Origin of the sequence: Microcoleus sp. Z1_A1 (assembly GCF_036700305.1) — a bacterium.
Classification (GTDB): Bacteria; Cyanobacteriota; Cyanobacteriia; order Cyanobacteriales; family Microcoleaceae; genus Microcoleus.
In genome coordinates this window covers 54,950-77,198 of sequence record NZ_JAUBOR010000020.1, presented here as the reverse complement: position 1 = coordinate 77,198, position 22,249 = coordinate 54,950, and the positions used below count along the sequence as shown (strand labels likewise).

General features: G+C 45.9%; 13 protein-coding genes and 1 pseudogene. 11 read left to right on the top strand and 3 right to left on the bottom strand.

What is annotated here, in order from left to right; translation table 11 throughout:
- Nucleotides 1-410: 410 nt before the first annotated feature.
- Nucleotides 411-4,157 carry a chemotaxis protein CheB gene (locus QT973_RS15175; RefSeq protein ID WP_333391633.1) on the top strand — a complete coding sequence of 1,249 codons (3,747 nt, stop codon included), beginning with the start codon at nt 411-413 and terminating at the stop codon, nt 4,155-4,157.
- A 230-nt stretch (nt 4,158-4,387) separates the two neighbouring features.
- Here the strand turns inward: QT973_RS15175 and QT973_RS15170 are convergent, their stop codons facing one another.
- The gene (locus tag QT973_RS15170; protein ID WP_333231633.1) at nt 4,388-6,175 is read right to left on the bottom strand and encodes an efflux RND transporter periplasmic adaptor subunit; all 1,788 of its coding nucleotides are present in this window, start codon (nt 6,173-6,175) and stop codon (nt 4,388-4,390) included.
- Nucleotides 6,176-6,347: 172 nt separating this feature from the next.
- Between QT973_RS15170 and QT973_RS15165 the strand changes: the two genes are divergently transcribed.
- The 3 genes from QT973_RS15165 (at nt 6,348) to QT973_RS15155 (ending at nt 8,958) form a co-directional block, all read left to right on the top strand.
- Nucleotides 6,348-6,479, top strand: coding sequence for a hypothetical protein (locus tag QT973_RS15165; RefSeq protein ID WP_333260757.1), 132 nt, complete (start codon nt 6,348-6,350; stop codon nt 6,477-6,479).
- A 115-nt stretch (nt 6,480-6,594) separates the two neighbouring features.
- A complete protein-coding gene (locus QT973_RS15160; protein WP_333055658.1) occupies nt 6,595-7,728 on the top strand; it encodes an AI-2E family transporter in 1,134 nt (377 codons plus the stop codon).
- A 162-nt stretch (nt 7,729-7,890) separates the two neighbouring features.
- Nucleotides 7,891-8,958 (top strand): ABC transporter permease, encoded by a 1,068-nt coding sequence (locus tag QT973_RS15155; protein ID WP_333055659.1) that lies wholly within the window; start codon nt 7,891-7,893, stop codon nt 8,956-8,958.
- A gap of 592 nt (nt 8,959-9,550) precedes the next feature.
- Here QT973_RS15155 and QT973_RS15150 read toward each other — a convergent pair.
- Nucleotides 9,551-9,736, bottom strand: a pseudogene (locus tag QT973_RS15150) (ATP-binding protein); the annotation flags it as partial.
- 82 nt (nt 9,737-9,818) lie between these two features.
- On the opposite strand from QT973_RS15150, the gene QT973_RS15145 reads away from it, so the two are divergent.
- Nucleotides 9,819-11,096: a tetratricopeptide repeat protein gene (locus QT973_RS15145; RefSeq protein WP_333055661.1), complete on the top strand. Its 1,278-nt coding sequence runs from the start codon at nt 9,819-9,821 to the stop codon at nt 11,094-11,096.
- A 160-nt stretch (nt 11,097-11,256) separates the two neighbouring features.
- Here QT973_RS15145 and QT973_RS15140 read toward each other — a convergent pair whose 3' ends face one another.
- Nucleotides 11,257-14,670 (bottom strand): PAS domain S-box protein, encoded by a 3,414-nt coding sequence (locus QT973_RS15140; protein ID WP_333207886.1) that lies wholly within the window; start codon nt 14,668-14,670, stop codon nt 11,257-11,259.
- Between the two features lie 753 nt (nt 14,671-15,423).
- On the opposite strand from QT973_RS15140, the gene QT973_RS15135 reads away from it, so the two are divergent.
- From QT973_RS15135 to QT973_RS15110, 6 genes are all read left to right on the top strand, one after another.
- Nucleotides 15,424-15,768: a hypothetical protein gene (locus QT973_RS15135; protein ID WP_333055663.1), complete on the top strand. Its 345-nt coding sequence runs from the start codon at nt 15,424-15,426 to the stop codon at nt 15,766-15,768.
- 223 nt (nt 15,769-15,991) lie between these two features.
- Nucleotides 15,992-17,017, top strand: a complete 1,026-nt coding sequence (locus QT973_RS15130; RefSeq protein ID WP_333391631.1) for an ABC transporter permease — start codon at nt 15,992-15,994, stop codon at nt 17,015-17,017.
- A 309-nt stretch (nt 17,018-17,326) separates the two neighbouring features.
- Entirely contained in the window at nt 17,327-18,028 is a 702-nt protein-coding gene (locus QT973_RS15125) for a hypothetical protein (RefSeq protein ID WP_333055665.1), read from the top strand.
- Nucleotides 18,029-18,716: 688 nt separating this feature from the next.
- Nucleotides 18,717-19,760 (top strand): hypothetical protein, encoded by a 1,044-nt coding sequence (locus QT973_RS15120; protein ID WP_333207893.1) that lies wholly within the window; start codon nt 18,717-18,719, stop codon nt 19,758-19,760.
- Nucleotides 19,761-20,343: 583 nt separating this feature from the next.
- Nucleotides 20,344-21,117, top strand: a complete 774-nt coding sequence (locus QT973_RS15115) for an ABC transporter permease (RefSeq protein WP_333055667.1) — start codon at nt 20,344-20,346, stop codon at nt 21,115-21,117.
- Nucleotides 21,118-21,245: 128 nt separating this feature from the next.
- Nucleotides 21,246-22,145, top strand: a complete 900-nt coding sequence (locus QT973_RS15110) for an ABC transporter ATP-binding protein (RefSeq protein WP_333391629.1) — start codon at nt 21,246-21,248, stop codon at nt 22,143-22,145.
- Nucleotides 22,146-22,249 lie beyond the last annotated feature (104 nt).

Genomic DNA, 22,249 nt, shown 5'->3' with positions numbered 1-22,249 from the left:
CGAAGATTCTCCCTAGCCCCACTGCTTCATCAAGGTGGACAAGATTCTGCTTTAAAATTGATTGATGAGTTGGCGGATTTAGGGGAAATAAACTCTCTGGCAAACATTCAGAGAATTGCTACGATCGCAGAATGTGGTAAATTTACTCCCGCTCAACTTTCAAGAGTACAATTAATACAATCTCTGAGGGATTTCAACCCTCACGATTGTCCCCATTGATGGAGATATTATGGCTCTAAATAATAATAATAATAATAATTTGAAAATCGCTCGATCGCACACGCCGAGTGCGCTTTAATATATCCGCAGGTAGATAGCTAATTCTTACTTTTATGATTTCTTATAATATATAATAAAAATAAAAATCTACCATAATACTTACTTAAAAAAGCATAAATTGGGTATAAAAAATGACTGAAAAAAAGAATTCCAAGAAATCTCCACCTAAAGCTGGTATTAAAGCTCGCAAGCAGCAAAACAATCAAAACGACTTATTTCCTGTAGTCGCAATAGGAGCCTCAGCAGGTGGATTGGAAGCCTTTATGGAATTACTGAGCCATTTGCCGATCGATACCGGCATGGCGTTTGTAATAATTCAGCATATGTTGCCGAATCAGGGAAGTGGGTTGAGTTTGATTCTGGCTCGATCGACCCTGATGCCCGTGCATGAGGTGACAGATGGGATGCTCATAGCACCGAATCAGGTCTACGTTATCCCCCCGAATTTCAGCATGACCATCGAGCGATCAGTGCTGAAGCTAACGCCTCGCGGCAGACGAAAGGGGGTATTTATGTCCGTCGATATTTTTATGTTTTCCCTCGCCGAAGAACGGGGGAACAAATCCATCGGCGTCATTTTGTCCGGGGGCGATAGCGATGGTGCCCAAGGGTTAAAAGCGATTAAGGCCGCAGGCGGTATTACTTTTGCCCAATGTGAAGATACGGCACAAGTTAGCAGTATGCCGAATACTGCGGTGGCTACGGGTCAGGTTGACTTTATCTTGCCACCGCAAAAAATAGCCTATAAAATAGCAGATATCGGCCGTCATCCCTACATGACCGCATCTTCACTTGCGATCGCAAGTGAAGATGCGATCGCAAGTGAAGATGCGATCGCAAGCGAAGATGCGATCGCCATTATCTACAGTTTGCTGCGGGCGGCTGCAGGAGTTGACTTTACTCACTACAAGCAAACCACCTTGAAACGGCGGATACATCGGCGGATGTTGCTCTACAAGCTGGAACGGATCGAACATTATGCCGAATATCTCCAAAACACCCCGGCAGAAGTAACGGCGCTGTATCACGATGTCTTAATTCATGTCACCTGCTTTTTCCGCGACCCAGAAAGCTTTGAGGCCTTAAGCAGCACTGTTTTTCCCGCAATCGTCAAAGATAAATCGTCGAAAAAACCGATCCGAATTTGGATTGCCGGCTGTTCAACGGGTGAAGAAGCTTACTCGATGGCCATCTGCTTGCTAGAGTTCTTAGCCGCTCGATCTACTAACCTGCCGATTCAGATATATGCCACAGACATCAGCGAAAATGCGATCGCGATCGCTCGCACTGGCTTTTATACCAATGCCCAAGTCGCCGATATTTCACCCGAACGCCTAAATCGGTTCTTTGTCCCAGTCGAGGGCGGATACCAAATCGCTAAGCCCGTGCGCGAACTCTGCGTCTTTGCTAGACAAAACCTGATCGCCGATCCGCCCTTTTCGCGGATGGATTTGATTACCTGTCGGAACGTGCTGATCTATCTGACACCCCTGTTGCAGAAAAAACTGCTGCCAATGTTCCACTATGGGCTTGCGCCCACGGGCTTTTTGCTGTTAGGCACTTCGGAAACGGTTGGAGAGTTTTCAATATTGTTTGCGGTATTCGATAAAAAGAATAAAATTTATACTAAAAAACAGGTAACGCATTGGCTCAGCATGGATTTAAATGCTAGCAACTACCCTCTGACACCCCCCAACCCACCAGCGCAGCACACGGAAAGATTGGAGGAAATCGAAATGGAGAAAGAGGCCGATCGCATTGTTTTGAATCACTATGCCCCTGTCGGGGTTGTGATTAACACAGCCAGCGAGATTCTGCAATTTCGAGGACAGACCAATGCCTACCTAGAACCGGCCCCCGGTAGGGCGAGCTTTAGCCTGCTGAGAATGGCAAAAGAAGGATTGCGTGTGGAACTGCGAACTGCAATTCAACAAGCCTCACAGCAGAAGCAGCCGATCGCACGGACTGGCTTCCAACTTAAAGACGGCGCTCGCCTCCGGCAGGTCGGAATTAATGTGATTCCATTCCAAGCCGGCGCTGTAGCAAAAGACTATTTTTTAGTGTTGTTTCAAGAGGAGTCCCCGATATGTGCCATGCCTGCTGCTGCTGACCAGGATAGAGTCAACTCTGATGCTTCACAGGGTGAAAGTGAGGAGATTGCAAGGCTGCTACAGGAACTGAAAACCACAAAAGAACATCTTGGAGCGATCGTCCAAGAACATCAAGCCGCTAATCAAGATTTGAGAGCCGCCAACGAAGAGATTTTGTCAAGCAACGAAGAGTTGCAAAGCATGAATGAGGAACTCGAAACGGCGAAAGAAGAGATTCAGGCAACCAATGAAGAACTCAACACGATTAATGACGAATTGCAGCGGCGCAATTTGGAATCGACTGAGGTGAGCAACGATTTAGAGAATCTCCTGACCAGCATCAATATTCCGATCCTGATGCTGGGAAACGACCTGCGAATCCGCCGGTTTACTCCCGCAATTGAAGGCATCTTCAACTTGATTTCTACCGATGTTGGGAGGTCTTTGAGCGACATCACTCACAAGTTGATAGTACCGGAGTTAGAGCAATGGATTTTAGGGGTGATCCGCACGCTCAATTTGAAAGTTCAGGAGGTTCAAGATCGAGACGGTCGTTGGTACGAGCTGCATATTCGACCCTACCGGACCCTCGACCACAAGATTGATGGGGCTGTGCTGATGTTGGTGGATATCAACGAGCTAAAAGTGAGCGCCCAGCATTTGATGGAAGCGAAAAATTACGCCGAAACGATCGTGGAAACCGTGCGGGAACCGTTGCTAGTGCTAGATCTCGACCTGCGGGCAATAACTGCCAATCGTTCTTTCTACGAGACGTTTCAAGTGATGCCGAGCCAAACTGAGCATCGCTCATTGTTCGATCTGGGTAATGGACAGTGGAATATTCCCAAGTTGCGATCGCTCCTCAAAGAAATTCTGGCAGGTAATCCCCAGTTTAAAGATTTTGAAGTCGAGCAAGACTTTGAACACATCGGGCATAAAATAATGCAGCTCAATGCCCGCAAAATGCCTCCGCTTGGCGATACACAGATGATCCTGTTGGCGATCGAGGATATCACGCAGCAAAAACAGTTAGAGACTGAACGCAGCCTTCGGATACAAGAACAATCGGCTCGTGCGGCGGCTGAGGAGGCCAACCGCGTCAAAGATGAGTTTTTGTCCGTCCTCTCTCACGAACTGCGGACACCGCTCAATGCCATGATTGGCTGGGCACAGTTGCTGCGCCTGAAAAAATTTGACGAGGCTAAAACCCAGGAGGCGCTAAAAACGATCGAGCGCGCCGCCAAAGCACAAAACCAACTCATCGATGACATCTTAGACGTTTCCCGGATTACCACCGGCCAATTTCGGCTTAATGCTTCTGAAATTGAGCTCAATCCACTGGTTGAAAATGCGATCGCGGTAATTCGTTTCGCAGCAGAAGCCAAAAATATTCAACTTGAATCCAGGCTAAGTCCTTTACAACCAAAGATTTTGGGCGATCCAACTCGCTTACAACAAGTGGTGTGGAATCTACTTTCAAACGCGATTAAATTCACCCCAGCCGAAGGCAGAATTGACATCGCATTAGACTACATTGATGTCATGGCTCAAATCCAAGTTACCGATACTGGTAAAGGCATTGACCCTGATTTTCTCCCCTATGTGTTCGATCGCTTCCGTCAGGCGGATAGTAGCTGCTCTCGCAGAGACTCAGGATTAGGGCTAGGATTGTCGATCGTCCGTCATTTAGTAGAACTCCACGGCGGTACTGTTACCGCCACAAGTCCGGGTGAGGGACAAGGGGCAACGTTTACCGTGAGGTTGCCGCTACGAGCAGATATGCCCTGACAGTTAGACGCTAATATTTGCCAAAGACATAATTGATATGAATTCCGGTTACACCGTCCGTGATTGTTGACTGTTGACTGTGCTTTATATTATGCAATCCCCGTAGACGTGCGTAATCGAAATATTGGCAGTGGTTATCGGGGTTCATCAGCGTTTATCTGCCTTCATCTGCGGTCAAAAAAGGCAATAATCTCTAAATAACCCTAACTCTAAATAACCCTAACCCATAACTATTTACCAACCTTAACCTCAGCGCCATCCTTCAGAAAACCAGTCCCAGTAACAACCACCCGATCGCCCGCCTTCAAACCTTTTTTAACCACCACCTTAGCAGCAGTCAAATCGCCCACCGCACCCCCGGAAATTTCCCCAAGTTCCACCGGTTGAGCCTGCACCTTGTTTTCGCCCACAAGTTTGTAAACCATAGAACTGCCGTCAGATTGCGGTACAATAGCTTTAGCAGGCACTTTCAAACCTTGAGCCGTTGTCGTCGAAATGGATGCGCGCAAAAACATTCCCGATCGCAAAAACTCGCTTGTCGGCAAATCAATCTTCACCGTAGCTTGCCGATTTTGCGGGTCAACTACCGGCGAAATTTCTCGCACAGTTCCTGACAACTTAATCCGCTTGTCAGAATCCGAAGTAATTTGCACTGCTGTTCCCGGCCGCACTTGCGAAACCTGACTTTCCGGTACTTTCAATTGCAGTTCCAGCTTGTTGTCGCGAATAATCGAAAATAGTTTTTGACTTCCCGAAGAAACATCGCCAACTCGACCAATTCTTTCAGCCACAGTGCCACTATCCGGCGCTCGAACAATTGTTTGTTCTAGTTGAGTTTGTAACTGTTTGACTTGTGCATCATTGCTGCGGACAGTTGCTGCGTTATTTCCCACATTTGCTCTGGCACTACTGACACTCGCTGCGGCCGTATTCACTTTAGCACGAGCGCTGGCGAGGGCCGCTCTAGCCGTACTGATATTAGCTTCCGCAGTAGCTACTCTAGCAATAGAAGATTGCACTTCTTCCGCTGCTTTATTCTGTTCTTGCAAAGCTGTATTCAAGTCAGCTTTAGCTTTGTTCAAATCTTGAACAGCAGTCTGTCGCTCTGTCTTGCGTCTTTCCAAATCTTGCTGACTAATTACTCCCTGAGCCGCCAAATCTTGGGTGCGATTTACTTCTCTTTGAGCCTGATCTAATTTAGCCTGAGCGGAGGCAATGCCAGCTTTAGCTTGAGTGACACCGGCTTTAGCTTGTTCCACACCAGCCCTTGCCTGCCCCACGCCTGTTTTGGCTTGCGCTGCGTCAGCGATGGCTTTTTCAACGCCTGCTTGGGCTTGAGCCACGCCTGCTTGGGCTTCTTGTTGGGCTGACTCGGCTTGCTGTACCTGAGCTTGGGCTTGTTCTACCGTAGAATTGGCCGATTGTACTCCCGCCAGCGCTTCGGCAATTTGCGATCGTAGCACCGAATCGTCCAAAACCGCCATCGTCTGACCTTTTTCTACCACATCCCCTTCATTCACCAACACCTGCTTAATTTGCAAACCGTTGGCTTGTGGTAGCACCGGTAGCAAGTCATAGGCTGCCACGGTGCCCGTCGCTTGCAGAGTTTCACCCACCTGGGCAGATTCCACAGGCGCGACTGTCACCGTCGGAGCAATCGCCTGCTGAGTTGCCGAGGGAATTGGAGCTGCAGGCGGCGAACTCTGATTGCCCCCAGTCAATTTTACTGCTAGCAACGTTGCAGCCACGCCAATCCCTGCGCCCGCCAACAAGGCAGGCCACCTGATTTCTTTGCTGGGCCCAAATTCAGTTACTTCTGGTTCCCAAACTTGTTCCGCCTCAATTTCTGGAACTTCCAGCGCCACTTCTCGTTCATCATCCTCACCGGAGAATTGCCAGGGAGATTTATCTGAGACTTCACTTTCAGCTACATCCACTGCTGAGTTCCTTTCGCGCCCGCTCTCCACGGGGGAAAGGGGTTGCTTTTCTTCGGCTTCTGAAAAAACTTGATTAGTCACGGTAGTTCCTCTCGCCAGTATGAGCCTGTGCTTTTGATATTGTAAAGAAAGATTACGATAATATTTACTTTATTTTAGCGGAGGGCCTCTGGATTAACGCTTCCTCCTTTTGGGTGAGTCTGGCGCACTTTCACCCTACAATGGCGATTTTAATTAAATTTGCTCAAAGTTTGTGCGATCGACATTTAATTTGATCGGTCTCTGGGGCATACTGAATATTAGCGTGATTCCCGATCGTGGGGTCGATCGGGCTGGCATTGTCTGTCCCGAAGCGGTTTTGCCGTCACCAGCTTATCAATACTGAGAGCATTTAGTCTAATCTTGAACTGATTATTGCTAATCTATACTCTAATGTGTTTCTCGTAGAACCCGACAAATCGGGTCAGGAAATTGTACCAGTTTAATTGACAAAAATCACAATGAATAGCGTCTTTTCTCCCGTCCAACAGTTTCTAATTACTTGGCTACTAATGCTAGTGACGGGATGGTTTACCCTGACTGCTGTCAGTTATGTTGGGGAACTGGTCAGCATTTTAGTAACAGCGGGACTCATTGCATTTTTATTAAATTATGCAGTAAAAAGACTGCAAGTATTTTTGCCTCGGGGAGTAGCGGCGGGGCTGGTTTATTTAACAGCAGGTGTGGTAGTAATAGTAATCGGTTTAACTATTGTGCCGCCCGTGTTCAGCCAAGCGAGACAGTTGGGGGTGAGGTTCCCGGATTTGCTGGAGTCGGGGCGACTGCAGCTAGCTGAATTTCAAGCCTGGAGTGCCGAGCGCAATTTGCCGTTTAACGTGCAAATATTGGAGCAGCAGTTATCAGCGAAAGTGCAGGAACAAGTGCAGGCGCTCGCAGGTACGAGTTTAGGCTTAGTTGTCGGTACTGTTAACTGGTTTTTGGACTTGATTTTTATTGTGGTGATTTCCTTTTATATGCTCCTAGACGGGCAAAGAGTTTGGCAGGGTTTGACCAGTATTTTTTCCCCAGACATTCGCTATGTTTTAACAGAGACTTTGCAGCGAAACCTCCAGCGATTTGTATCGGGACAGTTATTGCTGGGACTATTGATGGCCATCTCGTTGACTCTGGCTTTTTGGTGGCTGCAAGTTCCGTTTTTTCTGTTGTTTGCCGTGTTTATAGGATTGACGGAAATAATTCCGTTTATTGGAGCAACTTTGGGAATTGGCACTGTTAGTATAATTGTAGCCTTTATTGATTGGTGGCTGGCGCTGCAAGTGTTGGTAGTCGCGATCGGTCTCCAGCAAATCAAGGATAATTTAGTAGCTCCCCGAATCATGGGCAATCTCACCGGATTGAGCCCGGTAATTATTTTCACAGCTTTGCTGTTAGGAGGTAGAGTGGGAGGATTGTTGGGAGTTATCCTGGCAATTCCGCTCACTGGGGTTGTAAAAAGTATAGTAGAAATTGTACTCAATCCCAAATTGCCACCCCAAACAGGCTCGTTTTTCTACAATCCTTTTAGCGGCGAGGAATTGGGGAAAATACCCGAAGATGAAACTAGAATAATCTTGGTCGCAGATGAACAAAAGTAGTCTAATTCTTGTAGTAAGTAATTCAGTTATGAATTTTTTTATTATTCAGTAATTAATTTTTGGCTGCTGAGTTCATCAATAAAAAACTAAAGTCTCTACAAATAACTTTAAGCACTTTAGTCTTGATTACTAACCAACTTAAAATCTCAAACCTAAAAACTTATGAACTGGTGGCAAAATCTTAGAAAAAATCCTCTAGCTCGGTTAGGAGCCGTGCTACTGTTAATTTTTTACACAGTCGCACTTTTTGCCGAATTTGTGGCACCTTACGACCCCTACGACTCTCAATTAGACGGTTCATTATTGCCGCCGACTCAGATTTATTTAACCACCCAAGACGGGCGATTTATCGGGCCCCACGTTTATCCGACAACTCAGGGCCCAGTGGATGCGAATACCGGCGCTCGCGAGGTAATTGTAGACTGGCAAAAACCATCGGCTGTCGGTTTGTTTGTCAAAGGTTCTCCCTATAATTTTTTAGGAGTTTTGCCATTAGATAGGCATCTTTTTGGCACTACAGGAGAAGGTCAAATTAACATTTTAGGCACGGATGAACAAGCGCGCGATCAATTCAGCCGCTTAGTACACGGCAGCAGAATTAGCCTCAGCATCGGTTTAGTTGGCATAGCAATTTCTTTTCCATTGGGATTGTTAATCGGAGGAATATCGGGTTATTTCGGCAGTTGGATTGACAGTATCTTAATGCGCTTTGCCGAAGTATTAATGACTATTCCTGGTCTTTATTTATTAGTAGCGCTAGCAGCAGTGTTGCCGCCGGGATTGACAAGTGCTCAGCGATTTATATTGATTGTGCTGATTACTTCATTTATCAATTGGGCGGGTTTGGCGCGGGTAATTCGCGGTCAGGTACTGTCAATTAAACAACGAGAATTTGTGCAAGCGGCGCGGGCAATGGGCGCCAATCCAATTTATATTATTGTTCGCCACGTGTTGCCACAAACTGCTACTTATGTAATTATTTCTGCTACTTTGGCGGTTCCGGGTTTTATTGTGGCGGAGTCGGTTTTGAGTTTAATTGGCTTGGGAATTCAACAGCCAGATCCTTCTTGGGGAAATTTACTATCCCTCTCTACTAATGCTTCAATTTTAGTATTGCAGCCTTGGTTGGTTTGGCCTCCGGCGATACTGATTATTTTGACTGTTTTGGCGTTTAATTTATTGGGGGATGGGTTGCGGGATGCTCTCGATCCGAGAAGCATTCAAAGGTAATGGGGACTGGGTAATTGGTAATTGGAAATTCAAAGATTTGTCGGAGCGGTTCACCCAAATTTATATCATCAATTGCCAGAACTAAAAAACCCGCCTTCACCCATCGCAGATACTCAAAAAATTGTTCTGCAATCAAACTTAATTGGTTTGGTGGGGGCGGGTTCACCCAAATTTATATCATCAATTCCCAGAACTAAAAAACCCGCCCCCACCCATCGCAGATACTCAAAAAATTGTTCTGCAATCAGGGTTAATTGGTTTGGTGGGGGCGGGTTCACCCAAATTTATATCATCAATTGCCAGAACTAAAAAACCCGCCTTCACCCATCGCAGATACTCAAAAAATTGTTCCGCAATCAGGGTTAATTGGTTTGGTGGGGGCGGGTTCACCCAAATTTATATCATCAATTCCCAGAACTAAAAAACCCGCCCCCACCCATCGCAGATACTCAAAAAATTGTTCTGCAATCAGGGTTAATTGGTTTGGTGGGGGCGGGTTTATGAATATTTTGGATGTGAACCAAAGATTGTTGGTGAACCCGCCCCTACGAGATTTGGTAATAGAAGTATAGCTCAAAAATACCCATATTAGTTAATGATTAACAGGTAAGCGGATGGTAAAAGTAGAACCCACACCCTCCTGACTTTTTACGGAAATATTGCCACCCATCATTAGGCAAAAACGCTGGCTGATTGCTAGTCCCAAACTGGTGCCACCGTACTTGCGCGTGGTAGAAGCGTCTGGTTGGGTAAAGGGTTGGAAAATGTGCTGCAACTGTGGGGTACAATTTTCTTAAAGTATATACCTGCAATTTGCGGTAAACTTTTTTCAGGAATCTACTAATTATTCAAGTCCGATCGTGAAATTAGAATTTGCCTTAGCTCAATATACGGATGCTCTCGCTCACCTAAAATTGGCCAAGTCTGAACCCTCAGAAATAGCCATTCTCCATATTTTAGTTACTCGCGATGCCATCAAAGAAGCACTCAGCGAGAAAACCCAGCTTTCTGTGGAAAGTTTGGCTAAACTACTCGAATTAGACAACTTCCTGAAACAACAAGCCAATGCGATCGCCCGAGGAGCAAAATTAGCAGAATGGCGAGCTACATTTCACCCCTCCCCAGAAGCTTGGTGGTGGTTCCTCGAACCGACTTCCGAGGAGGAAGTTTCCCCCTCAAATCGCTTAGATTGGTTGTTCAACGGGCTGACAATCGCGGGATTGACGGCGGTAGGGGCCTATATGACAACCTTCGTTCAACTCTTTTCCACGGGAGGAATCAGCTTCGCTGAGACCTTTGGCCTGCTGGGACAAGGAGGGTTACTTCTGACGGTAATCCACACCTTGCAGGACACAGGACAAGAAAAGATTAAAAATCTGCTCCAAAAACTCAATATTTCTCCCCAGTTTCACAGTCAAGCAACCTTGGGAATTACCGCAATGTTATTGTTGGCTTCTGTGGGAGTCTATAACTCTTTACCTCGGATTGGTGACTGGAACTATCGAGAAGGAAAAAAACTCTACGAAAGAGGTTTACTGGAAAAAGCCAAAGGCAAATACGAGCAAGCGGCCAAAATAAACCCCAATAATTGGGAGATTCCAATTGCCTTGGGACAAATCTACGAATCTTTAGGAGCTATAGATTTAGCGAGGAAGGAATATGAAAAAGTGTTAAATCTAGGGGAGGCTCGCGCCTTTAATAATTTAGGTCGCGTTTATATTAGTAAAAACGATAGAGTTACCGCTGAAACTTTACTGCGGATGGGAGTACAACGGGTGAGGAAAGAAGATGCTCAACTCAATTATGAACTACATCTAAACTTGGGCTGGATACTGCTCAAACAAAAACAGTATCAAGCGGCTGAAAAAGAAATCAGACAAGCAGTTGCTATTGACCAAGCAATTGAAGGAAAACAGCTCGGTGGAGGGATGGCTTATTGCTTGCTAGAAGATGTTCTGGAAGAAAAAAAAGATACAAAAGAGGCATCCCGCTGGAGAAAAATGTGTTTGGAGAGTGCTCGTCCCGAAACGCTTGAGCAGTATAAATGGTTTATTGAAACTGGAAAACAAGATTTCGCCGATCAGATAGATACTACGGGGGTGGTGAATGGAGAATCTAACCCAAGTACACAGCCGTAATGAGTAAGATAAAAGTAAAAAATCAAACCTAAACACAAGGTTATGTTTACTTTTAGTTTCCCTACTTGGTTTGTATTCCCCTTTTTTTAGGGAAACTTCTTTTGTAAGGTGCGCCAGCATTCTTTTTTTCTGAAATTGAATGCTGCGTGTGCCATCCATCCTAATTTTGCAGATTAACTGGCAACCAGATCGTAAAAGTAGAACCAACACCCTCCTGACTTTTTACGGAAATATTGCCGCCCATCATTAGACAAAAACGTTGGCTGATGGCTAGTCCCAAACCGGTGCCGCCGTACTTGCGCGTGGTGGAAGCGTCTGCTTGGGTAAAGGGTTGGAAAATGTGCTGCAACTGCTCTGGAGTCATCCCAATTCCTGTATCTGTACAATTAATAACTAAAAATTCTTTACTAGCAATTGAAGATTGAGAAATTGTGGCAGGTTCCGCAGTGTTTTCTTGTTTTGCTTCGCTGCTGTCGCCCGCGATTTTTTCTCGGCTGGCGGTGAGGGTAATTGTACCGTTTTGAGTGAATTTGGCGGCATTGCTCAGCAAATTTAATAAAATCTGCTGCACTTTGGTAATGTCACCGTGCATCGTGCCGATATTAGTAATTTTGTGCAAGTTGAGAGTGTTGCCGTTCTTTTCAATTAGCGGCGCGGCGGTGGATGCTACTTCTTCAATCAAGGCGGCGATGTTGAAGGTTTCTAAGTAAAGATCCATGCGGCCGGCTTCGATTTTAGAAATGTCGAGAATGTCGTTAATGAGCGATAGCAAGTGTCGGCCGGAAGTGCGAATTTTGTCTAAATCTGGGGTGAGTTCATCGTAGCCCAATTCTGCGGTTTCTTCTTGGAGCATTTCGCTGTAGCCGATGATGGCATTCAGAGGTGTTCGCAGTTCGTGGCTCATGTTTGCTAAAAATGCGCTTTTTGCGGTGGAAGCGGCTTCGGCTGCTTCTAGGGCGAGTTGCAAGGCGGATTCAAAGACTTTTCGATCGCTAATATCCTCGACGCTGCCTTCATAGTAGAGTACCTGGCCGTTGGCGTCACACACTGCACGCGCGCTTTCGGAAATCCAAATTACCTTGCCGTCAACGCGGTAAACTTGTGACTCAAACCCCGAAACTTCTCCGAATTCTTCCATCACGCGCATAAACTTGTCGCCCTGCTGAGGATTGACGTAAGCTTGCTGTTTGATGTTGGTGAGATTTGATGTCAATTCTTCGGGAGTGGCGTAGCCATAGATGCGGGCTAAAGCTGGATTTACGCTCAAGAAATGGCCTTCGGGGGTTCTTTGAAAAATGCCTTCGACGGCATTTTCAAAGATGCTACGATATTTTTGTTCTGCTTGACGCAAAGCGCTTTGTGTACGATCGCGCTCGCTGGCTTCGATCGCCAATGATACCAAATCTGCGAGGGAAGCAGCAAAATTTTGTTCTTCTACTGTCCAGTTGCGAGGAGTTCCCACTTGTTCGATACAGATGACTCCGACTGTTTGTCCTCCCAGCCGCACGGGCGCATCTAAGGTTGATGTAGTACCCACTTGTGAAAAGTAAGATTCCACAAATTCTCTGGTTCTCACATCTGAGAGAGCGTCATCGGCTGCGATCGTCCGGTGTTCTTCCAAAGCTTTAAAATAAGCTGGATAGTCTGCTGCTGCGAGTTCGGCACCTTGGGAATGCTGCGGGTTGCTGCGGCTAAATTGGTCGAGACAGTGCAGTTTCGAGCGGCTTTCATCGTACAACCAAGCTCCGGCTCGTTCTGCATCTAGGGTATGAGTAGCTGCTTCGGTAATTTGCCTAAAAGCTACTTGCAAATCGCCTCGATACAGCGCTTTATTTCTTGCCAATTCTACCAAAACCGTATTTTGTTTGAGCAATTGTTTTTGCCTGTGGCGTCGCGCCGATTCGGCTCGCTTCTGTTCGGTAATGTCGCGAGCTACCACAATGACGGATTCTTCGGAAAGGGGTGAAATGCTGGCGGCAAAACAAACTTCGCGGTCGTCAATGGTTAAATTGTACTCGATACTGACAGTTTGTTGAGTATCTAAAGCTGTTCGGATGTGGTTGATAAAATTGTTGGCTGTAGCTTGCGGAAACACCTCTGTGAGTGTTTTGCCTACTAATTCTTCGATGGGTTTGTAGAGCAGAGAAAGATTTGTGGGGGCGATTTTTAAATAGCGACCGCTGGCGTCGAGAACTATAATTAATTCGCTCATGGCTGCAAACAAAGCCCGCAATTCTGCTTCGGCGGCTTCGAGTTCTGCCGTCCGCTCTGCTACTCGCTGTTCTAAACTAGAGTTGGTTTGTTCTAGGGCAACAAAAGACGATCGCAATTGTCTAGCCATTTGATTGAAAGACTGAGCTAGGAGATCGATTTCTTTGATTCCTTGAACTTCGACTTCGCCATTTAATTCTGCGGAAGTGAAGTCGGATGACTCAGACATTTTTGTTAAAGCTTTGGAAGCTTGCAACAATCGGGTAATCGGTTTGACAACCCAGCGAGAGGTAAATATTCCGAGAACGATCGCCAGTACCAAGGCAAAAAAGCACAATAAGATAGTTGTGCGAGTGTTGGCGTTAATTTGCTCCATAAAGTCTGCTTCCGGGATTGCGACTACAATCAGCCAATCGAGGCCGCGGCCGTCTTGCAGGGGAGCAACGGTAATGAATTGACGTTTGCCGTCTATATCGAAGGTAAACTGTCCTTTGCTGTCAATTTGTTCAAAACTACCAAATCGTTGTTGTAAGTATGTGGAAGCCGATCGAATTAGCAAATTTTTGCTCCTAGTCGCCAACAGCCGTTCCTGTCCGTCTTGGCCGGTGACAAAAGGCAATTCGTCTGTGGAACTGGCGACTATTTTCCCGCTGCGTTCGATCGCAAAAACTTGTCCTGACGGGCTAATTTTGATGCTTTTGAGAAAATCGCTGATTTGAGAAAGAGTCAAGTCAATAGCCAATACCCCCTGCAGGTTTCCTGTTTCATTGTAAATAGGCATCACCGGCGTAATCCCCAGAACTGGCGAGGCTGCGAAGGGGTAGATGGGAGACCAAGTGGCTTTTCCTGACTGTTTGGCAGCTTTGTACCACGGTCTAGTACGGGGGTCATAGGGGACGATTTGGATTAGCTCAGTGCGATTTCCTTGGCTATCGAGGCGATAAATTTCGCGGTTTGGAGCGGTTGATTCGTCTCTGATGTATACTAAGTGTTCTGCTTCTCGCTTGAGCAAGACGAATCTGCCCTGTTCGTCGCCGTAGTAGATGGTTGTATTTCGATCGCTCAGCTTGGTCTGGTTCCACAAATAGCGCTCTAAGTTGGGCAAGTCTTCCGGGTCTAAGTTGCCAGAGGCGATCGCAGCAGTATTCATTTGTAGAAATAAATGAGATACATCCCCAAAACTGCGGAAATTTTCTTTGGTTCTGGCTGCGACTTCCAAGCTTAACCTCGTAGCAAGGTCATTGACGGCTTTCTGGCCGTTGCGAAACGACAGCCATCCAGTCACGCCGACTGCTACGGAGATTTGTACCACCAGCGGTATCAACAAGACTAGGCTTAGTGACATCTTGGGCGAGCTTTTCATCACACAACTGCTCAGACTTTTCAATAACATCAATATTCTGACACCTACCGGGTTTGTGTATCGTTTGTCGCTTAAACTGAAATGTTGCACCATTCTCAATAAGCTTTTTATGAACAGGCTTTTCGGCCTATTCTCTCAAAGAGGGAATTTTATTGTGGAACAGGCTTTTCGGTTTGTTAAGCGAGAATGGTACAATATCTCAGTTAAAATCACCCTCGATATAAGTTACAACGTTGTACACACATAGTGAAGTGCAGTTACCGACTGCTCAAAACGGGGCTGAGGTTTCCACCGCTACTCTAAAAACTTGTAATATTAATCATGCCACTACTTGTCTGAATGTGGCGATCGCTCTGCAGACTCCCGATAAAAAAGTCACACGCCGTAAAAAATGCAACTTTAGGCCCGTGTTCCCCATCCTGCTTGTCATCAGTCATTGCCAATTATTCAATTTTTTAATCTAAACTTTTTAATCTAAAATAAGCTCACTTTTTGCGGGTGGGAATTCTCTTCCTTACGCCCGGTTAATAAAAATTTTATTTTCATTTTTTCTACAGTCCCAGGACAAATGTAAATTCTGTGACAATCTGGTGTTAAAAAATTTGCTATTAATAAGATAAGCCGCCAAAATCCAGATCGACTACAAAGAGGATAATTGAAGCATCTGCATTTCATCAACGCCAGCAAAGTAAAGCGTTTTTAGCTTTTTTGGACGATCGACATTTGGGCAAAATAATACTTCTGGAGGATGACATGAACTATACATTTGAAATCCTGGGCGTATCTCCAACTTTAACATTTTTTAACCAGCAGCAGGAATTGCTGCAACAACAGCAGCCGTCAGGTGTAGAATACTTGGCAAACCGAAAGTGCACTCTCGATGCGTTTGTGGCATCCGTAGAGACAGTTTCTCCTCAGCAAGGCTGGGATGTCGATCGAGTTGTAGACACCGTGATTAGTTTCTGGATGAACAACTCTGATAGCATCCAGTATTGGAGACACAGGCTGCAGGATGCCGGCAGCGAAAACTTGTTAGTAGCCAGAGTAGGCGATATCAAGTCTTTGCAAGCTGCATTTGAATCACTGCTGGGCGAATAGGAAAATCGCCAATTGCGAAAAAGTCGATCGACTTTTTCGCTAAAACTGAGATATTGCACCATTCTCAATCATCCTTTCAGGCCGTTGCTCAGAGCAACGGCCCACAATAAAATTGATCTGTTGTGGAACAGGCATCTTGCCTGTTCTTGAGAATAGTGCAAGATGTAAGTAACATCCACTCAACTGTCTCTTTCCAATTTCCAATTGGCAATTCCCAAATATTATGTCTCGTTCCAAAGCCCTGCAATCTTATATTTTTGTCCGCTTGCTTCTGGCACCCCTAATGTTGTGGACAATCACCACAGCAGTATTTTTGCTCTTGCGGGCCACTCCAGGCGACCCCATAGATGCCATTCTCGGCTCACGAGCTCCCGCAGCCGCCAAAGAAGCAATGCGAACCCAACTCGGCCTCGACGCACCCCTGTGGGAGCAATATCTCAACTACATGAAAGACTTATTCAGTCTGAACTTGGGAACATCCATCACCACTCGCGGACAAACCGTGTGGCAAATTATCGGAGATTATTTCCCCGCTACAGTCGAATTAGCAGTTTGTAGCATGGCCATAGCTTTAATTGTCGGCATCAGTATCGGTTCCCTGGCAGCATCCCGCCCCAACACTATTTTCGATGCTGTCGGCCGTTTGTTTGGCATTATCACTTACTCGCTGCCGGCTTTTTGGGCCGGTATGGTTTTGCAATTAATTTTCGCAGTGCAGTTGGGATGGTTTCCCTTGGGAACTCGCTTTCCTGTCACATTCCCCGCCCCCGAAGGCTACACAGGACTATACACTATTGACAGTCTGCTGAGCGCTAACCCTGGTCAGTTTCTCACATCTTTGCATTATTTGGCACTTCCGAGTTTGACCTTGGGGATTCTTTTGAGCGGCATTTTCGAGCGGATTGTCAGAGTGAATCTCAAGCAAACTTTGCAAGCAGATTATGTCGAAGCAGCTAGAGCTAGAGGCATTCCCGAATTCCAGATTTTATGGGCGCACGCTCTGAAAAATGCACTAATTCCGGTGATTACTGTCTTAGGATTGACTTTTGCTGCACTGTTGGGCGGTGCTATTTTAACAGAGGTTACTTTTTCTTGGCCGGGGTTGGCAAATCGCCTTTACGAAGCGATTAGCTTGCGGGATTATCCAACTGTTCAAGGTATTGTGGTGTTTTTTGCGGCAATAGTTGTAATTGCCAGCATTGTAATTGATATTTTGAATGCTTACGTTGACCCGCGAATTCGCTACTAAAAATATCAAGGAAGAAGGGCAACGGATGCGCGACAGTTGCACTAAGCTGTTGTGCATTTAAATTGTATTTTGAGGGCGGGCAGGATGCCCACCCCACAAGAGTGAAAATTTATTTTACCGGGCAATTTAAAGGCGGATTAGCTTATCGGCTTTTTCTACCTGTACTTTCTGTCGGCGCGAGATGTTGCAGCCAGGGGTGGCCCATAAGAAGCAGTTGTCAAAAAGATCGATCGGCTTTTAGAGTGACGACACTTGGCGATTTATGGGCAATACTGGAGAAAATAAAATTATACATTTGAGGAAACGCTGATGAGATTATTGCGAACAATCGCCGCTCTATCGGCTGCCTTGACCCCACTGATGGCTGAAGCTGCCTTTAGCCGTCCCATGCCGGGAACAGCCGATTTTCCCAGAGCCTCAAACCCCCAAGTAAATGTGCCGGTTTGCTTCATCGAAACTCCAGGCGGCACAACTTTTGATTTAGTCAGTTTGTGTGGCAGTAACGCTGCTCCCCAAAACACGAATCCGGTTGCGGGCAATGCTCCTGCAAATAACCCCAATGCAAGCACTCCGCCTCCTCCCCCGAACCCCAACGCCATCACCAGAGATGCTGTCGGCACCCCGATAACTACTCCTACTGGCACGGCAAATCCCAACAATCCCAACAATGTCAATCCGGGAACTTCGCCCGCAGGTACTCCCAATAATCTGACTCCGGGAACTTCGCCAACCACCAATCCCAATAATCTCAATCCGGGAAGTTCACCGAGTACCACTCCCAATAATCCCAATCTGGGAACTTCGCCGAATACCAATCCCAATAATCTCAATCCGGGAAGTTCACCGAGTACCAGCCCCAATAATAGTGCGTCTCCCACGGGTGGAAATGCTGGCGACAGCAACAGCGATTTAGTTCCCAATCGCAATCTCAATCTTCCGAGAGTGCCGCCGAGTTCCTTTGGCCCTGGAGGTGTTGCGCCGACTAGAGATGCGATTGATGGCCCCCGCTAGTAATAGGCGAAGTGTCAATCGATTTTAGATTTTAGATTTTAGATTTTAGATTGACTTGCGCGAGATAAATACGTTCGGCAAGTTTCATCGGATACAGGTTTTTTATTTCTGGACGGATGAATCACGTGGCGGGTATCCTGAATGCTTTCGGTCAGAACTTTCATCACAGAAACCGGGTTTCTCGGAAACGTTCTCTTTTTCAGGGATATTTCAGCCACGAGAAAGCCGGAATATTTATTTGCCTGCATAATATTGATGTTAGGTGCGATCGGCATATTTTGTAGCAGAGTAGCCAAATAAAAGTTAAGCTAAGAACTGGTAGACGCTATCGGCTAAGCACTCTTTTAAAACTGGACAACCAGGTAGAAGCAGTGATAGATAGCTAGCTTTAATCCGTAACAGGATTAGTTATCAGCACAGGTTAAAATTATTACCAGGCGGGTGCTCCCCAGCTCCAAGTTCTCAAGCTAAACCATTCAACAGGCATATTTTTGTTAAGCCTGTGTGGTTGGGAAAGTGCCGGCTGATAACATTAGCAAGACAAAATTAACCCGATTATTCGGAGGCTCTTCATGAGCAAAATATTTGTTTTAATAAATTGGAACAAAATTGCTCTAGACCCGATCCTCTGCGTTGGCGTAGCCCCCGTAGGGGCGGGATTCGCTAACGCACTTGAGGAGGAAATCTAGTGTCAAACTTAGTTCAACGCTTAGAAATAACCGCTCATCCGCAACTAGAAAAATCCCTCGGCTATCGAGGAGATAGTCGCTGGGTAGCTTGGCGCTGGGAGCCCGACATCGACCAACTTATATCCAGCGACGGCAAAACAGTCGGCACTGGCAATAATATGGCTTGGCTGGTGTTTTTGCAGCACGATTTAGTCGATCCTGCCCTACAAGAGTACAACCTCAGCGAGGGCGATCGCTACTGGCTGCTTTTAGACACCGAAACTAGAAATCTCTACGTCGGTGAAGGGAAAACAGTTCAAAGTCTGCTCGAACAGCCGGAAAGTTTAGGTTTATTGGCTTGTCTCGATGGCGGGAATGCCGATCGACAAACTGGTGAAACTTGGCAGCAAACCCTATCTCAACTAACAGCCAAACCAGTTGTTCGCAACCTGACAAATGCCCTGCCTTTCGGTATCGCCGCCGCTTTGATAGGTGCTTTAGGCATCGGAACCGGATTGTGGGTAGTGCCGGCGGTGCAGCAGAAACTAGCCGAAAAAACAGCTTTTGTTTCCCCAATTAGTTCTGGCGCCAACTGCGGGCTTGGCGGTTCCGACGATTTTTCAGCTTATATCGGTTCCTCAAGCGGAAACAAAGAACTTCATTTAATAGGCGTTTACGAAGCTAATGCGGATCACAAGAACCGAGATTTGTCTAAAAGGGCGATCGAAGTCAAAGTAGAACGCCGAAACAAGCCCATAATTCTCGCACTTTCAGCCTACGAACCCGTGCAGTGGAACATTACCGCAGAACCGGGCGCAGTTATCGAAAAAATCATCCTTAACGGATACCACAACCAAACTGTTTCAGGAGTTTCGGGAATTCCAATTGAAGAGCACAGCTACGAAGAAACCGGAAACAATCTCGGCGACTTTATCTACAAGTGGGGCGCTACCGCTGAAAGTAGCAATACTTCTTCCCTCGTGACTAAATTGGAACAGAGAAACAGCACCAGTTTAACTTCTTTTCAAGGATGCTACAGAGGTAAGAACTTTACGATTAAGTAATAATTATTGATTATTTTGGGGTAGGGAAACGGCACTGCCGTCTCCTCAATAGCCATGTTGTCGATGGGTTGTATCAACAGACCACTCGCAAGGGTAATTTCATCATCTAATGCGGTTGATTTTACCCCTTAGCCGAAATCAGGACACGGCAGTGCCGTTTCCCTACAATTAATCGGGCGATGCTTACATCGTCACCAGGACGATTATTTTGGGGCTAGGGAAACGGCATTGCCCATTGGCGTCAACTTAACGTACAACAAATAGTCCGGCTATTGTTGAAACCCCTGCCTCAAAACTAAAGTCCTCTTGCATAGGACTAATGAGTTCTTCAGTCCTCTTTGAGAGGACTTTAGCTATTAGACAGGGAATTCATTCCCTGGCGGACTGCCGGGTGAGCGGGAGGACTTGCGGAGGAAAAGTTTAAGTTGACACGCCTTGGGCATTGCCATCTCCGACCTTGCCTGATGTTAATTCAATGGTGTACATTTTGAACAGTTATTTGACAAGCTTATGTAATGACTGTATCATAAACTATTAACTTTAATTTTTGATTACAAACCATGACAATGCTAACAAATTTAAAATGAAATACTGGTACGAAACCCTCGCAGTAGCACAGCGGATTTTAATTGAATTGGGTAGGCGGCGGCGCAGCTTAGTCTTGTGGAGTATATTTCCAGTTTCTATCTTGCTAATTAACGCTTTAATTTTAAAAGAACGCGCTAATCTCACCACAGCAAAAGCCTTTGAAACTGCTGCACCTGCAAGCTTAGTAGGAGCGGCTTTATTTTTTAGCTGTCTCGGCGGTAGCGTAGCAACAGTAGTAGCAGAGCGAGAACAGCATACCCTCAAACGCTTGTTTATTTCCCCGCTGAGCGGCACTTCCTACTTTTTAGGGATTTTCCTGGCTCACAGTTGCATCGGCATCGGTCAGGTAATTTTAGTATATACGATCGCCTCTTTTTTAGGAGCACAATTTCAAGGCTCTATTCTGTTAGGATGTGCGATTATTCTGCTCAGTATTGTATCTTATGTAGGTGTAGGCTTTATTCTCGGCACCCAGTTTGCGAGGCGCACTGAAGATGTCAACTCCCTAGTAGCCGCTTTCGGCGTTCCTTTATTGATTTTAGGAGGCGCATTCTTACCGACTTCGCTCTTTCCCAAAAGTCTGCTGGATCTCGCCCAGTATAATCCAATTTATCACATGAACGAAGCGCTGATGGGCGTGTGGGCTGACGGCAAAGATTTGGCTGATATTGCAGAACACTTTTGGTATTTATTCATATTTTCTATTGCCATGATTGCAGGTGGATGGCTTTCTTACCGCAGGATGCTGAGAGTAGAAAGAAGACTTTAAAACTATCTCATTATTATGTCGTAATTATTCATCTCTCTCTTCTCTTCCTCTGCGCCCTCTGCGCTCTCTGCGGTTAAATAATTCCGAAAAAATCGTAAATATATAAAATAATACGGAGAATTAAAGCAGTGCTGCAAATAGAAAAGCTAAATAAGTCTTACGGCGAGCGCTCAGTGCTTAAAGATTTAACACTGCACATTCAAGCTGGAGAAATTTACGGTTTGCTCGGGCCAAACGGGGCGGGCAAAACTACAACTATCAATATTTTATGCAATTTGCTAAATGCCGACAGCGGCAAAGTTTCCATCAATGGCGAGCCTGTTTCCGAAGCTACAAAATCCTTAATCGGTGTAGCGCCCCAAGAAAATTTGCTTTACAAAAGCCTTAGCTGCGAAGAAAACCTCAATTTTTTTGCTCAAATTTACGGCTTAGAGCGCAAACAGCGGCGCTATCAAGTAAGACACTGTTTGAAAGCAGTTAATTTGACAGATAGAGCTACAAGCCCTGTGGAAACTTTGAGCGGAGGAATGCAGCGCCGCTTGAATATTGCGGTGGCTTTGGTACACCAGCCTAAATTAGTAATTTTAGATGAACCGACAACGGGTTTAGATATTGAGGCTCGCTATGAAATTTGGGAATTAATTCAGCGCTTGCAGTCGGAAGGAATTACAATTTTGCTGACAACTCACTTGTTGGATGAAGCTGAGCGGCTGTGTCAGAGAATTGGAATTTTAAAGAATGGCAGTATTATAGCTGAGGGCAGTTTGGAAGAGTTGCAAAAACTGATTCCGGCTCAAGAAATTATCGTGGTAAAAACCGACCAAGAAGCTGAAGTCATCGCCCGCGCTAAACAATACAGTTTCATCCCCCGCCGCTACGGTAGCGATTTGGCTTTTTGGCTGCCGGAACGTTTAGAATTAAAAGAAATTATTTTGCTGTTCGACGGGATTTCTATTGATTCAATCGCTCGGTATCCGGTGCGGTTAGAACATATTTATGTAGAAGTAACTAAACAAACTGTATCCTAATCTGCGTCCATCCGCGTACATCCGCCACCATCTGCGGTTAAAGTTCCAGAGTAATTAATACCAATTTTTTATGAGGCCCCGTAGAATCCGATCCCCCCTAGCCC

Coding starts and splice junctions, on each gene's coding strand:
- QT973_RS15175 (WP_333391633.1), top strand. CDS start 411: ATGACTGAAAAAAAGAATTCCAAGAAATCTCCACCTAAAGCTGGTATT.
- QT973_RS15160 (WP_333055658.1), top strand. CDS start 6,595: ATGAATAGCGTCTTTTCTCCCGTCCAACAGTTTCTAATTACTTGGCTA.
- QT973_RS15155 (WP_333055659.1), top strand. CDS start 7,891: ATGAACTGGTGGCAAAATCTTAGAAAAAATCCTCTAGCTCGGTTAGGA.
- QT973_RS15140 (WP_333207886.1), bottom strand. CDS start 14,670: ATGAAAAGCTCGCCCAAGATGTCACTAAGCCTAGTCTTGTTGATACCG.
- QT973_RS15135 (WP_333055663.1), top strand. CDS start 15,424: ATGAACTATACATTTGAAATCCTGGGCGTATCTCCAACTTTAACATTT.
- QT973_RS15130 (WP_333391631.1), top strand. CDS start 15,992: ATGTCTCGTTCCAAAGCCCTGCAATCTTATATTTTTGTCCGCTTGCTT.
- QT973_RS15125 (WP_333055665.1), top strand. CDS start 17,327: ATGAGATTATTGCGAACAATCGCCGCTCTATCGGCTGCCTTGACCCCA.
- QT973_RS15115 (WP_333055667.1), top strand. CDS start 20,344: ATGAAATACTGGTACGAAACCCTCGCAGTAGCACAGCGGATTTTAATT.